The sequence below is a fragment of the Streptomyces sp. NPDC059679 genome, from assembly GCF_042734105.1.
GTDB lineage: Bacteria > Actinomycetota > Actinomycetes > Streptomycetales > Streptomycetaceae > Streptomyces.
This window is the reverse complement of sequence record NZ_JBHWES010000132.1, coordinates 1-13,610: the sequence shown is the minus strand read 5'-3', so window position 1 is coordinate 13,610 and position 13,610 is coordinate 1. Positions and strand designations below refer to the sequence as shown.

Genomic DNA, 13,610 nt, shown 5'->3' with positions numbered 1-13,610 from the left:
GGCAGGGCCCGGTTACGGGCCCGGCCCCTCGCTGGCAGTTGCCCCGCGGGACTGCGCCCGTCAGCGCGCCTTGTACGCGGCGGTGACCTCGACCTCCACCATCCAGCCCTTGACGGCCAGCGACGCGACCTCCATCGTGGCGCGCGCGGGACGGGCCTTGTTGGCGACCAGCGGTGCCTTGGGGGCGGAGGTGCCCATCGGGACCGGGACGACCTCTTTCGAGGTGAGGTCGATGTTGGCGAAGTACTGGCGGTACGCGCGGTTCCATCCCGCGTAGTCGGCGGTCTCGACGCCGGGCGGTTTCATCAGGTAGCACTTCATGGTGATGACGTCGGCCAGGGTCAGGCCCGCCGCTTCGAGGTTGGTCTTGATGTTGCGCAGGACGACCAGTGCCTGGGCCTCGGTGACCGTGACTCCCGTGGCGCCCTGAGTGAGGGCCGGGTCGGTGTAGAGCTCGGGTGAGCCGACCGGCGCGGACGGGTTGAGCGCGGTCGGGCCGAGGCCGCTGCTCTGGTAGATCGCTACCTCACCGCCGGTCGCCACTCCGGTGGCGATGGCCGGGTTGGACTGGCTCTCGGGCAGCATGACGCGGACCTCTTTGGGCCCGGGCCACCAGCCTTTGCCCTCGGCGAGCGCGGTGCCGCCGGTGAGGAGCGAGGCGGTCAGGGCTGTACCGATCACAACCTTCGTACGTCGCTTCATGCGGCCATCACCCTTTCGTGGATGTCGGTCACGACCTTGCGGGCCGAGGTGAACGCGCCGTGCTGCCAGGCGATGACATGGCTGAGCCAGTCGCCGGCGAAGTAGACGTGCCCGGCGGGCTGGTTGAGCAGCTTGTACTCGGGACCGGTCTGCGAGGGCCAGCTCACCCAGCCGGCCTCGATATGAGGCGTGCGGTGCCAGGCCACGCTGAAGGAGTGATCGAGTTCGGTGCGGTACTTGTCGCCGTGGATCTTCACGCCCCGGCTCACCGCCCGCGCAAGGCGCTGGTCGTGCGGCAGATCGCTGTACGCGACGGCGTTGGCACCGAAGTTGTAGTAGCCGATGAGCGTGCCGCGGCGGCCTTGGTAGCCGTAGGAGGGGTACCAGATGGTGGCCAGGTCGGTGTCGGTCGGCGTGATGCCACCGTAGATGTGCTCGTCCGTCTCCCACCATCGGCTGCGGTACTCGAGCCCGATCTTGCCGACGGGGGTCGGGACGGCGTCCTTCAGCGCCGCGGTGATGTCGGTCCCCAGGTTGTGCTTGAGGCGGGCCATGACCATGGGCGGCATGGCCGCGACAACGAAGTCGGCGCGCTGGGTGCGGGTACGGCCGCCGACGCCCTTGTACGTGACCTCGGCACCGTCCGGCAGGTCCTTGACCTCCAGCACCTTGGCGCCATAGGTGATGCGGTTCTGGCCGATCGCCTTGGCCAGGGCGTACGGGATCGCGTCCATGCCGCCCACCGGCTGGAACATCAGCATGGCCTGGTCGTAGCCGAGTTCGAAGGCGAAGCGCTGCCCCACGCCGCTGGCGATGACGTCCGACAGCGTCGGCACCGGGCCAAGGACCGTGCCGTCCTCGAAGGCCGCGCCCGGCTCGATCGAGTAGCCTCGCCGGTCGGTGCCGGTGTAGGCGTAGCCGTCGGCTTTGCCCTTGATAGCGCCGAAGCTCTGCAGAAACGCGATCAGTCGTTCCTTGTCCTGCGCGGTGAGCTGTGCGTCCAGGGCGCCTTGGTCGGTGGCCTTCGCGAGCAGCTCGGAGATGTAGCCGTAGACGTCGGCCTTCGCCGTGCGCCAGCGCATGGGCTTGCCCGCGAGGGCGGCACTGCTCTCGTGGTAGATGTACGCGTTGGCGTTCTGGTTGGTGAACACCTGAAGTTCGACGCCGAGTTCGCGGCAGTACTCGAGAGTGACGTGGGACTGCGGCAGCCGGGCCGGGCCCGCGTTTATGTACTGGCCCTTGGTGAACGACGCCGTCTGCGTACGCCCGTCGAGGTCGGTCAGCATCGTGCCGCCGCGGACCGTCCAGTTGCGGCCCCCGGGGCGGTCCTTTGCCTCCAGGATCCGGCAGTCGTAACCGGCTTTGCCCAGCTCGTACGCCGTCGCCAGGCCGGCTATGCCGCCGCCGAGCACGAGCACCTTCTTGCCGCCGCGCCCGGTGAGTGCGAAGTCGCTTCGCTGGGGCGCCCGGTACTCATCCGCCCGCACGTCTGGCACCGGGGCGAGCCCGAGTGCGCCCATCGCCGAGTACAGCACTCCGGCGCCACCCGCGACGCCGACGGATCTCAGGAAGTTACGGCGGGATGCCGGGGACTGCTCTGCAGCCATCAATTCCTCCTCATCCGCACCCCGGGGCGCGCGCCGGCCGGGGAGCGGTCGTTCGGTCAACCCGGTCACGTGGGGGGTGCGAGTTACTGAGGAGACCGGAGGTGCGCAATGAGCCTCCGTCGAGACTGTTACAACGCCATACCACTGACGTAACCGGTTTCGAGCCGTGTGCTACGAACCAGGAGGAAGGAGCGGGTGCGGTCCCGTCTTGGGCCGAGGGCAGCCCTCCCCGCTGGGTAAGGGGGATTAGCCCTTGATCGTGGACACCCTGATCATTGGATCGTGGTGATCCATAGGACAGGAGTTCCCGTGGGGGGCGTCGAAGTAAGCCCGGACCGTCGAGGATGCGCTGCCTGAGCTCACTCCTGACCGGGGCGCCCTGCGTGAGCGCGGCATCGTCCTGGCAACTGTCGCGCAGATCGCGGCCGCTGTCGGCGCGGTGGGCCAGCCCGCCGCGGAGGCGGTAGGGCGGCTGCTCGCGCTGCTGGGCTAGCGTCCTGAGTCTTGGAGGTCGCGGGGATAGGCGTGCGGTCATGGCCGGCGCTTGGTGCGTTCCCACCGGTGAGTGGTCCACGCCCGTCGGATCAGGCTACGCACGGTGATGATCGTGTTCGACGAGGTCGAAGAATGCGTCGATGACGGTAGCGCGGCGTTCGTAGCAGCGGGCGAGTCGGTGGAAGGCGTCCTGCCAGGCATGAGTGCGTTCGACGTGCCAGCGCTGACTGCCCTGGATCGGTGCCCTCTCGCCTTTGTGCGCGATGCGGCCGTGGAGACTGCGTTCGTGGAGCAGAGCGCGGGTTTTGTCCGAGTCATAGCCGGCGTCCAGGTGCACGGTGATGTCGTCGGGCAGTGGCCCGAGGTCGCCCAGGCGGTCCAGGGTCGAGGCGAGCAGAGGGGAGTCGTGGTGGTTGGCGCCGGCCAGGACACGACCCAGTGGAATGCTGTAGCCGTCGGTCATGCCCGAGGGTTTCAGCCCCTGTTCGCCGCGGTCGACCGGTGAGCGTCCGGCGACCTCGCCGCCCCCGGGAGCCTTGGTTATGGACCTGTCGACGGCGATCTGATCGAGGACGAGGGCGACGATTCGGTTATAGGACTCCACCGCGATCTGTTTGAGCTGGGCGAAGATGCCGAATCGGATCCACTCGTCGCAACGGTTGTGGACGGTGGTGGCTGAGCACGTTGTGTCGGCGATCGCCTCATACGAGCAGCCGAACCGCAACAGTTGCAGGAGCTTGTCGAAGATGATCCGGTCGCCGATCCGAGGCGGTGGCAGCCGAGCGGGTGGTCTGGTTGGTACACAGGCCGCTCGGGCAGCAGGGCCGCGAATTGGCCCCGGAGCGGTTCGGTCAGCCATGATGGCAGCGCGGGCACAGGTCTCCCCAGTGATCACAGAGCGTCGCAACTCCATGATCACGAAAACCTGCGCCCGTTCTGCTGCCGGGGCTCCACCGCGCCTGTCTGCGCGACCTCTTAGTTGCTCACAATGAACTGTGGATCGGTGCGGACCTATCGATGCCGTGGGCGTCACGTTCCCGTCGGCTGAGCGCTCCGGATGGACTCCGGTTCGGACTGAACCCGGCGTACAGGCGGCCGACTCGTCCGTCGCTCTTTATTTTTGCAGGTCAGAGCCCATGTTGCCTTGCTGAACAAGCCTCCCGGGTCGAATCCGGGCCGAATTGCGGCCCGCTGTCCGTCCTGTCCGGTCCACGGGGGATGGGCGGCGATGATGGGGCTCAGACGGATGCTCCACAGCGGGTACAGGGCGCCTGCCGCGACGGGAACGCCGACGGCGTTGTAGACCAGGGCGAAGAACAGGTTCTGCCGGATGTTGCGCATCGTGGCTCGCGACAGCCGGATGGCGGTGACGACGCCGGTGAGGGAGCCGGAGATGAGGGTGATGTCGGCGGCTTCGATGGCGACATCGGTGCCGGTGCCTATGGCGAGTCCGACGTCGGCGGCGGCCAGGACGGGGCGTCGTTGATGCCGTCGCCGAGCATGCCGACGGTGCGGCCTTCGCCCTGCAGACGGCGGATCTCGTCGTCCTTGTGCTCGGGTAGCACCTCGGCCGGCACCCGGGAGCGCCGACCTGGCGGGCGACGGCGGTCGATCGCGCCCACACCACACCATGGCCGGGGGCGAACGCGAGATGTGGGTGTCGATCCGGCTCACACGCCTCACGGGCCGCCGTATCACCCTGGCCGACCAGTGAATGGCCAAGGGCCGTGCCTCGCCCGGCGCGCATTTCACGATCAGGTCCCCAAGACAACCGGGGAGCGGTCCTGCCGGCTGGGGCGGCCGACTCGCGAAGCGGCCACCGAGCGGCCGATGGCTCTTGAGAGCCGGTCCGTGTGTCGCGATGGACCCCGGGCGGTGCGACGGTATTCACAGGGGTGCTCAGCTGCTGGGAAGGAAGGCGGTGGGGACGATGGAAACCTCGATGGTCGTGGGCGTCGACGGGTCGGATTCCAGCTTGGAGGCAGTGGACTGGGCGGTGGACGAGGCGGCACGCCACGGGCTACCGCTCCGGCTGGTCTATGCCTCCCTATGGGAGCGTTATGAGGGAGGGCGCCCGTCCTTCAGCACTGATCGTCCCGCCGAAGAGATCATGGCGGAGCACATCATCGCCTCATGCGCGGAACGAGCCCGGCTTCGCAATCCGGAAGTGAAGGTGTCGGGCGAGGTGCAGCCCGACGATGCCGTGTCCGCGCTGCTGCGCGAGGGCCATGAGGCATGTGTCCTGATCACCGGCTCCCGCGGCCGTAGCGAGCTCGCCGGGCTGCTGCTGGGGTCGGTCAGCCTCACGGTGGCCGCCCGCGCCGAGTGTCCGGTCATCGTGGTCCGTGGTTCGGAGCAGAACCGGCGGGGAGCCTTCGGGCGGGTGGTGGTCGGAGTCGGCGACTCGGGCAAGGGCTCGGGCGCAGTGGGGTTCGCCCTGCGCGAGGCCGAGGCCCGCGGCTGTGCCCTGGAGGCCGTGCGGGCTTGGCGCTGTCCGGCCCATGAGCACGTGGACCACTCTCTGCTCGCGGACGATGCGGCTCGTGCGCATGAGGAACGGGCCTCGGCCGACCTCACAGACGCGCTGCGCGAGGCCGCACGGGATCATCCCCGGGTCGATGTACACCGCAAGCCGGTCGAAGGCCCTGCCCACAAGGTCCTTCTGGAGGCGTCGTCCGATGCCGACTTGGTCGTCGTCGGTGCTCCGAGGCGGCACAGCCACCTCGGCCTGCAGCTCGGCAGGGTCGCCCACACCCTGCTGCATCACTCCGAGTGCCCGGTCGCCGTCGTTCCACAGCGAGACTGACGGAACAGGCCGTGGGAGACATGCATGGAGTGGTTGGTCTCGCTGGTGTCGGGCTGGTCATGGCCGCCCTGCGAGACCTGTTCCACACACTCTGGCACCCCACCCGTCACGGCGGTCTGAGCCGTCTCGTCATGACGGCGCTGTGGAGACTGGCTCGGCATTTCCGTGCGCGCAGATTCATTGGGACCGAACCGGTCCCGCCGCGCCGCCGCGTCCGCCGACGCCAGCCCCCGCGGTGAGGTGTCCAGCGTGGTGAAGACCTCACCGGTTGTCAGGGTCTGCACCGCGGGGGCCGCACCTTCTGTCGGCTGGGGTCGGCCCGTGGCCTGCGTCACCGGGCGTCAGTACGCGGGTTCCCATCGTCGTCAACCTCGGCGGGACGCGGTCACGGCACGGTCAGGCGCACCGCCGTGACCTTGTACTCCGGGCAGGAGGTGACGGTGTCGGCGTGGTCGGAGGTGAGACGGTTCACTCCGCTCGTGGGGAAGTGGAAGGAGCAGAAGACCTGGCCGGGGGCTGTCTGTTCGCTGATCCGGGCGATGAGGTGGGCCTGTCCGTGGCGGCTCTCCACGGTGAGCGGCAGGCCATCGCGTACCGCGTAGCGGAGGGCGTCGTCGGGGTTGAGGTCGAGGAAGTCGGTCGGATCGAGGGTGAGGTTGGCGCCGCGGCGGGTCATGCTCCCGGAGTTGTAGTGGGCCCAGCGCCGCCCGGTGACCAGGATCAGCGGATAGTCGTCGTCGGGCTGCTCGCCAGGTGGCAGATAGGGGGGTGCGGCGAGGTGGGCGCGTCCGTCGGCGGTGGCGAACCGTTCCTCGTACAGCTTGGCTTCGCCGGCGCGGCCGGTGTCCGGGCATGGCCAGGGGACGGCACCGTCGCGGTCCAGCCGGCCGTGTGAGAGGCCGGCGAAGACGGGCGCGACCCGGCCGCACTCGGCCAGGGCTTCGGTCGGAGCCGGGCAGCCGATGTCGATGCCCATGGCCGTCGCCACGGCCTGCACGATCTCGAAGTCGGTACGTGCCTCGCCCGGCGGGGGCACGGCGGGCCTGACCCGCTGGAACCGCCGGTCGAAGTTGACGAAGGTGCCGTCCTTCTCCAGCCAGGACGCCGCAGGCAGCACGATGTCGGCGTGGCGGGCGGTCTCGGACAGGAACAGTTCGTTGCAGATGACGAGCGGGCAGGTATCCAGGGCGCGGGCCACCTGGTTCGCGTCGGGGTCGGTGGCGCAGACGTCCTCGCCGATGACCCACAGGGCCCGGAGATCCCCCGCCCGTGCGGCGGCGAACATGTCCGGGATCCGCAGGCCGGGCCGCCCCGGAACCGGTGTCCCCCACACCGCCTCGGCCCGGGACCGTACGGCAGGGTCGGTCACCTTTCCGTAGCCGGGCAGGAAGTCGGGCAGCGCGCCCATGTCCGAGGCGCCCTGGACGTTGTTCTGGCCGCGCAGCGGGCTGACCCCGTACCCGCGGCCGGTGCCCACGGCGCCGCGCAGGATCGCCAGGTTGGCCAGGGACCGTACCCCGTCCGTGCCGTGCAGGTGTTCGGTGACGCCCAGGCCGTAGACGATGGCGGGCCGGCGGGCGCGGCCGTACAGCCGGGCGGCTGCCACCAGGTCCGTGGCGGGTACTCCGGTGATGTCCGCGACCCGGTCGGGCGGGTAGTCGTCGAGCAGCTCGGCGAGTTCCGGCAGGCCGGTGGCCCGCTCGCGCAGAAACTCCTCGTCGGCGAGGCCTTCGGCGAGCAGGACGTGGGCGAGCCCGTGAAAGAGCGCGACGTTGGTGCCGGGGCGGGGGCGCAGATGCACGTCGGCGTGCAGGGCGAGGCCGACGGCGCGGGGGTCGGCGACGACCAGCTTGGCCCCGTGCAGCACGCGCCGGAGCAGTCGCGCTCCGACCACCGGGTGGGCTTCGACGGGGTTGGCCCCGACCACCAGCAGGCAGTCGGACTGTTCGACGTCCTCGAAGGTGTCGGTGCCGCCGGAGAGCCCGAAGGAAGCGGTCAGGCCGGCGGCGGAGGGGGAGTGACACAGCCGGGAGCAGTTGTCGACGTTGTTCGTGCCGAGCACGGTCCGCATGAACTTCTGGACGAGGTAGTTCTCCTCGTTGGTGGCGCGGGCCGAGGAGATCGCCGCCACGGCGTCCGGGCCCCCGGTGTCGATGGCCGTGCGCAGCCCGTGGGCCACCTCGCCGAGCGCCTCGTCCCAGCCGACGGCCTCCAGGCGGCCGTCGCGCCGCAGCAGGGGCCGGGTGAGCCGTTCCGGAGAGGCGAGATAGCCGTGGGCGAAGCGGCCCTTCACACATGCGTGCCCGTGGTTGACGGGGCCGTCCCGGGCGGGCAGGACCGCCGCGACCTCGCCGTTGCGGGTGATGACGTCCAGCGCGCAGCCGACACCGCAGTAGCCGCATGTCGTACGGGTGGCGGTCGGCCGGTGGGCGGAGGTGAGCCCGCGCCCGGGCCCCGGCTCGGTGATCGCGCCGGTGGGGCAGGTGTCGACGCAGCCGCCGCAGGCCACGCAGTCCGACTCGGCCCAGGGCCCGCCGGTGCCGGGGGCGACCACGGTGTCGGCACCCCGGCCGACCAGGGTGAGGGCGAAGGTGCCCTGTACCTCGGCGCACATGCGGACGCACCGGCCGCAGGCGATGCACAGATCCCGGTCCAGGTGGACGTACGGGTGGGAGTCGTCCTCGCCCCGGCCTCCGGCACCCCGCGCCGTCTCGGGACCGATACCCGTCGACCGGCAGACCTGCGCAAGTTCGCTGTGGTTGCCGGTCGCGAGGGCACGGGAGGGCAGGGCGGAGACGATGAGCTCCACCGCGTCCCGACGCAGCCGCTGAAGGTCGTCGGTGGCGGTTTCGACGCGGACACCGGACGCGGCCGGGGTCACGCAAGCGGCGGCGATGTGTCCGTCGGCCCGCACCAGACAGGTACGGCAGGAGCCCGCGGGGCTGAGCCGGTCGTCGGAGCAGAGCGTGGGCAGCTCGATTCCGGCCGCCAGTACCGCCGCGAGCAGTGAGGATCCCTCGGGCACGGCGACGCCCGTGCCGTCGACCTCGATCTCGATTCCGGTCATGGCCTCCATCCCGCCAGTCGGTCCCCGTAGGCGCGGGCGAGGCTGTGTACGGCGGGTGGGATCCGCCGGCCGAAGGCGCACAGGCTCGCCTCGGCCAGAACACGCGCGAGCCGTTCCCACTCCTCCCCGGGCGGAGTGTCGGCGGACGCCAGCTCCAGGCCGCGGCGCGAGCCCACGCGGCAGGGTGAACAGGCGCCGCAGCTCTCGGCCGCGGCGAACTGCCAGATGTGCCGCAGCACCTCTTCCGGTGTCACCCGCTGGTCGAAGGCGACCAGTCCGGCATGGCCGAGAGCGGCGCCCCTGGCCGTGAGATCGGCGGTGGTCAGTGGCACGTCCAGCGCGTCGGGGGCGAGGAAACCACCCAGCGGCCCGCCGACCTGGAGAGCCGTCAGCTCGCACCCCTCACGCAGGCCGCCGCCCAGCTCGGTGACGATCCGCAACAGCGGGGTGCCCAGCTCGACCTCGTACGCCCCCGGCCGGGCGAACCGCTCCGACAGGCAGACCAGCTTCGTCCCGGTCTCGCCCCGGACCCCGCGCCGGGCGTATGCCTCGCCGCCCCGGGAGACGATCCACGGGACGGCCGCCAGGGTCTCGACGTTGTTCACCACCGTCGGCGCGCCCCACAGCCCGCGCTGAGTCGGGTAGGGCGGGCGCGGCCGGGCGCAGCCCCGGTCCCCCTCCAAGCTCGCGATCAGCGCGGTCTCCTCACCCGCGACGTACGAACCCGCCCCCTCCACCACCTCGACGTCCAAGGCCGTGGCCGTTCCGTGAACGGACGAGCCGAAGTGCCCGTCGGCGTAAGCCCGGCCGACCGCCTCCCGCACGCGTGCCAGCGCATGCGGATACTCCGAGCGCACCAGCACCACACCCCGGCGTGCCCCGCACACGAAGCACGCCAAGGCCAGGCCCTCCAGCATCCGCTCGGGATCCGCCTCCATCAGCAGCCGATCGGCGTACGAGCCGGGATCCCCCTCGTCTCCATTGACCACCACCACGGTGTCCGGTGTCCGGCCGGCCGCCTCCCACTTCGCGGCCACCCGGAACCCCGCGCCCCCGCGGCCTCGCAGCCCGGAGGCGGCCACCTCCCGCCGGACCTCGTCAGGGGTGCCCGCTGTCACCATCCGCGGCCACACCTGCCACGCTGGCTCACCGGCCACCACACCCCCCAGCAGCACGGGGGCGCCCGTGTCGTCGGCCACCGGGATCTCCGGTGCCCTAGGCGGCTCGCGCCCCGCGAGCTGACCGGCCAGCGTCGGGCCCGTGCGGGGCCGGTCACCGTCGAGCGCGGCGGGGCCCGCGTAGCAGTACCCCAGACAGCGAACCGCCTGCACCGACGTCTCGCCGTCCGGTGAGGTCGTGCCCGCGGGAACGCCCAGCTCGCGCTCCACATCGGTGAGATGCCGTCCGGCTTGGGCGGCGAAGCACGCGGTGCCCGCGCAGACCCGGACGTGACGCCGGCCGTGCGGGGCGGCGAGGTCCGCATAGTAACCGGCCGGTCCGAGCGCGGCGGCGGCGGGCAGACCGAAACCGGCGGCGATGCCCGGAGCCCAGACCTCGGGGCTGTCCGCCGTTCCTGCCCTGGCCTCGGCCAACGATGTGATCAGCCGGTCTCCCGGCCGCCCGCGCCGGTCGGCCAGGGCCCGGAACGCGTCGAAACGGTCCGCAGGACCTACGGGAATCATGACCTCATCGTGGAAGCATTCATATAAGGGTGCAATTCGGGCGTAAGTGTTTGTTTGTGGGGAGGGTCCCTTGAGCCGCACTTCATCGCCGCAGGTCGGCGGCGCGGCGGCCACACAGCCGACGCGGATGCTCGCCCTGGCAACGGCCGGATTCATGCTCTGCTTCTGGGCGTGGGCACTGCTGGCGCCCCTCGGCCCGACCCTCAGGGAGGACCTGGACCTCACCTCGTTCCAGCAGTCCCTGGTCGTGGCGGTTCCGGTGATCGTCGGCTCGCTCGGCCGGATCCCCGTGGGCGCCCTCACCGACCGCGTCGGGGCACGCCGGATGTTCCCTCTCGTCGCCGGCCTCACCATCCTGCCGGTGCTCTACCTCGGCCACGTGGCCGACTCCCTGCCCACGGTGCTTGTGGGCGGCTTCTTCCTCGGTCTGGGCGGCACGACCTTCGCGATCGGTGTGCCGTTCGTCAATGCCTGGTATCCGCCCGAGCGTCGAGGGCTGGCGCTTGGGATCTTCGGTATCGGCACGGGCGGTACCGCTCTCTCGTCCTTCACCACCGTGCAGCTGGCTGACACCGTCGGGTACGCGTTCCCCTTCGACGTGGTCGCCGGCCTCCTGGCCGGATACGCCTTGGTGGCCCGACTCCTCCTGCGCGACAGGTCAGACCGCGCCGTACCGTCCGGTTCCTTGCTCGCCCGCACCACGGCGGCCCTGCGGATGACCGTCACCATGCGGCTGGCCTTCCTCTACGCCGTGGCCTTCGGCGGGTTCGTCGCCTTCAGCGTCTACCTGCCCACCTATCTCACCACCGCCTACGGTCTCGGACGGTCCGACGCCGCCCTGCGCACCGCGGGCTTCGTCGTCCTCGCCGTCGCCATGCGCCCGGTCGGCGGATGGCTCTCCGACCGGTGGCATCCCGTGCCCGTGCTCATCGCTGCATACGCGGCCCTGGCGGCTCTCGCGCTCCTTGCCTCCGTGGAGCTGCCACTGGTCCCGCTCGGAACTCTCGCCTTCCTTGGTATGGCGGCCGCCGTCGGCGCAGGATCGGGCGCCGTGTTCGCACTCGTCGCCCGACTCGTTCCCCCCGAGCGAGTCGGTTCGGTCACCGGCGTAGTGGGCGCTGCGGGAGGGCTGGGCGGCTTTTTCCCACCTCTGGTCATGGGTGCCGTCTACGGAGCCACGGACGACTACACGTGGGGATACGCGCTGCTGGCGATCACCGCGGGCGTCACTGCGGTGTTCACCGCCACCACCGTGAGGCGCGAAGCCCGGCAAGCGTCCCGCACAGCGTAGGTCGCGATCACGACCGCCGCGGGCGCTCGTTCAGCTCTTGCCTGACGGAGGGAGGCGCCGATGACGGTGGCCGCTGCCGCCGGATGGTGACCGGCGGCGGACGGGGGCAGGCTGGATGGTGAGAGCGCGGAAGGGGGGCGAGCCTGGCTCGCAGGAGGCGGCGATGACGAATCCGCTGGGACGTCGGCCGGTCGTGCTGGGCGTCGACCCCGACCCCGCCAAGCGGATGGCGCTTGCCTGGGCCGTGGACGAGGCGGCCCGGCGCCGGTTGCCGCTGCGGCTGGTGCACGCCCAAGGCGTTCCGACCGGGGGATACCGGTCGAGGGAGGTGCGGCCTTCCTGGGAGGAGTGGAACCAGGCGCTGCACGCGGCGGGTGACCAGGTGCTCAGGGAAGCGGTCACCTTCGCGGAATCCCGGCGTCCCGAGGTGGAGGTGTCCGCGCAACTGGCGGAGGGGGACCCGGCGTGGGTCCTGCGCGAACAGGCGAGGGACGCCACGGCGGTTGTGCTCGGCTCGTGGCACCTGAGCACCAGGCAGGAACTGTTCACTTCCGCCTCGGTGGCACTGCCGGTCATCGCCCACGCGCCCTGCCCGGTCATCGTGGTGCCGGAACCGGAGCACATCACACAGCACCCGCTGCACATGGTGGTCGGCGTGGACGGCAGCGCGCACTCCGCCACGGCAGTTGACTTCGCTTTCGAGGAAGCCGCCTTGCACGGTGCCGCCCTGCGGGCGATCTATGTCTGGCACCCTCCACTGCTCGGCGCCCTGGACGAGCATGCGGCGCTGCGGGAATGCCGCCGTGTGCTCTCCGAGACGGTCGCCGGCCGGACCGCGACCCACCCGGAGGTGGAGCTGCACCATGAGGTCATCAAGGGCCACCCGGTGGAGGCGCTGACCGAGGCGGCCGCTCACGCGGTCGGTCTGGTGGTGGGGACGCGGGGACATGGCGGGTTCGCGGGCATGCTGCTGGGTTCGGTGAGTCAGGGCGTGCTTCACCACGCGCGGTGCCCGGTCCTCACCGTCCCGCATCCGCACGTGACGGAGCGAGATGGCGGGCGGTCGGACACTGGAGGTAGTGGGGCGGCCGGTACGCCGACTGAGGCAGACGTGAAATGAGGAGGTTCCCGTGTCCGAGACTCCGCACCAGGTGAGTGATGTGATGACGCGCTCGGTGGTCGCTGTCGGGCGCGACGCGTCGTTCAAGGAAATGGTCAGGACCATGGGGCAGTGGCGGGTGAGCGCCATGCCGGTCCTGGAGGGTGAGGGGCGAGTGGTCGGTGTGGTCTCCGAGGCGGATCTGCTGCCCAAGGAAGAGTTCCGGGACAGCGACCCGGACCGCTTCGAGCAGTTGCGGCGCCTCCCCGACCTCGCGAAGGCGGGGGCCGTGACGGCGGAGGAACTGATGACCGCCCCGGCGGTCACCGTTCACGCGGACGCCACCCTGGCCGAGGCGGCCCGGATCATGGCCGTTCGGCGGGTCAAACGGCTTCCCGTGGTCGACAGCGAGGGGATGCTGCAGGGCATCGTCAGCCGGGGCGACCTCCTGAAGGTCTTCCTCCGGCCGGACGAGGACATAGAAGAGGAGGTTCGCCGGACAGTGGTGTCCTATCTCTTCCCCGAGGTCAGCCGTACCGTACGCGTGCGGGTGGACGAGGGCGTCGTCACTCTTGGCGGGCAGATCCCGAACGCCGCGATGATTCCCGTGGCCGCGCGTCTCATCCGGGCGGTGGAAGGGGTTGTGGACGTCGAATGCCACTTCACCGCTGCCGGACAAGCTCAGGGGGCACACGGCTCCTGACAACACACCCCGGGCAGGGCCCCGTGTCCCCGAGCTCCGTGGGCGCGCGCCTGGCGCACACCTGGTCAGGGCTGGATGTCGAGTGTGTGGCGGGTCGGGCGGCGTGGTGTTCTGGGGCCTGGTGGGCCGTAGCCGAGGCGGAGCACCATGTGTACGTG

The 13,610-nt window shown here is 70.7% G+C and carries 8 protein-coding genes and 4 pseudogenes; 5 read left to right on the top strand and 7 right to left on the bottom strand.

Annotated elements, in window-relative coordinates; all coding sequences use genetic code 11:
• Positions 1-60: 60 nt before the first annotated feature.
• From ACFV2X_RS54285 to ACFV2X_RS54270, 4 genes and pseudogenes are all read right to left on the bottom strand, one after another.
• A complete protein-coding gene (locus ACFV2X_RS54285; protein WP_385631425.1) occupies positions 61-702 on the bottom strand; it encodes a Rid family hydrolase in 642 nt (213 codons plus the stop codon).
• Positions 699-2,309, bottom strand: coding sequence for a flavin monoamine oxidase family protein (locus ACFV2X_RS54280; RefSeq protein WP_385631422.1), 1,611 nt, complete (start codon positions 2,307-2,309; stop codon positions 699-701). Before ACFV2X_RS54280 ends, ACFV2X_RS54285 begins: the two co-directional genes overlap by 4 nt.
• Positions 2,310-2,840: 531 nt before the next feature.
• Positions 2,841-3,680 (bottom strand): annotated as a pseudogene (locus tag ACFV2X_RS54275) (IS5 family transposase).
• A gap of 345 nt (positions 3,681-4,025) precedes the next feature.
• Positions 4,026-4,410 (bottom strand): annotated as a pseudogene (locus ACFV2X_RS54270) (HAD-IC family P-type ATPase); the annotation flags it as partial.
• 324 nt (positions 4,411-4,734) lie between these two features.
• On the opposite strand from ACFV2X_RS54270, the gene ACFV2X_RS54265 reads away from it, so the two are divergent.
• Together ACFV2X_RS54265 and ACFV2X_RS54260 are read left to right on the top strand one after the other, a co-directional pair.
• A complete protein-coding gene (locus ACFV2X_RS54265) occupies positions 4,735-5,610 on the top strand; it encodes a universal stress protein (RefSeq protein WP_385631430.1) in 876 nt (291 codons plus the stop codon).
• Positions 5,611-5,630: 20 nt separating this feature from the next.
• Positions 5,631-5,786, top strand: a pseudogene (locus tag ACFV2X_RS54260) (two pore domain potassium channel family protein); the annotation flags it as partial.
• A 45-nt stretch (positions 5,787-5,831) separates the two neighbouring features.
• Here the strand turns inward: ACFV2X_RS54260 and ACFV2X_RS54255 are convergent.
• From ACFV2X_RS54255 to ACFV2X_RS54245, 3 genes and pseudogenes are all read right to left on the bottom strand, one after another.
• Positions 5,832-5,894: pseudogene (locus ACFV2X_RS54255) on the bottom strand (hypothetical protein); the annotation flags it as partial.
• Positions 5,895-5,995: 101 nt separating this feature from the next.
• A complete protein-coding gene (fdhF, locus tag ACFV2X_RS54250) occupies positions 5,996-8,677 on the bottom strand; it encodes a formate dehydrogenase subunit alpha (RefSeq protein WP_385631421.1) in 2,682 nt (893 codons plus the stop codon).
• On the bottom strand, positions 8,674-10,359 hold the full coding sequence (locus ACFV2X_RS54245; RefSeq protein ID WP_385631419.1) for an NAD(P)H-dependent oxidoreductase subunit E: 1,686 nt from the start codon (positions 10,357-10,359) through the stop codon (positions 8,674-8,676). The genes fdhF and ACFV2X_RS54245 overlap by 4 nt, the downstream gene beginning before the upstream one ends.
• Before the next feature lie 127 nt (positions 10,360-10,486).
• Here ACFV2X_RS54245 and ACFV2X_RS54240 point away from each other — a divergent pair, with 127 nt between their 5' ends.
• The 3 genes from ACFV2X_RS54240 (at position 10,487) to ACFV2X_RS54230 (ending at position 13,452) form a co-directional block, all read left to right on the top strand.
• The gene (locus ACFV2X_RS54240; RefSeq protein ID WP_385631428.1) at positions 10,487-11,650 is read left to right on the top strand and encodes a nitrate/nitrite transporter; all 1,164 of its coding nucleotides are present in this window, start codon (positions 10,487-10,489) and stop codon (positions 11,648-11,650) included.
• Positions 11,651-11,813: 163 nt separating this feature from the next.
• Positions 11,814-12,770 (top strand): universal stress protein, encoded by a 957-nt coding sequence (locus ACFV2X_RS54235; RefSeq protein ID WP_385631417.1) that lies wholly within the window; start codon positions 11,814-11,816, stop codon positions 12,768-12,770.
• Between the two features lie 10 nt (positions 12,771-12,780).
• Positions 12,781-13,452 carry a CBS domain-containing protein gene (locus ACFV2X_RS54230; RefSeq protein WP_385631415.1) on the top strand — a complete coding sequence of 224 codons (672 nt, stop codon included), beginning with the start codon at positions 12,781-12,783 and terminating at the stop codon, positions 13,450-13,452.
• Positions 13,453-13,610 lie beyond the last annotated feature (158 nt).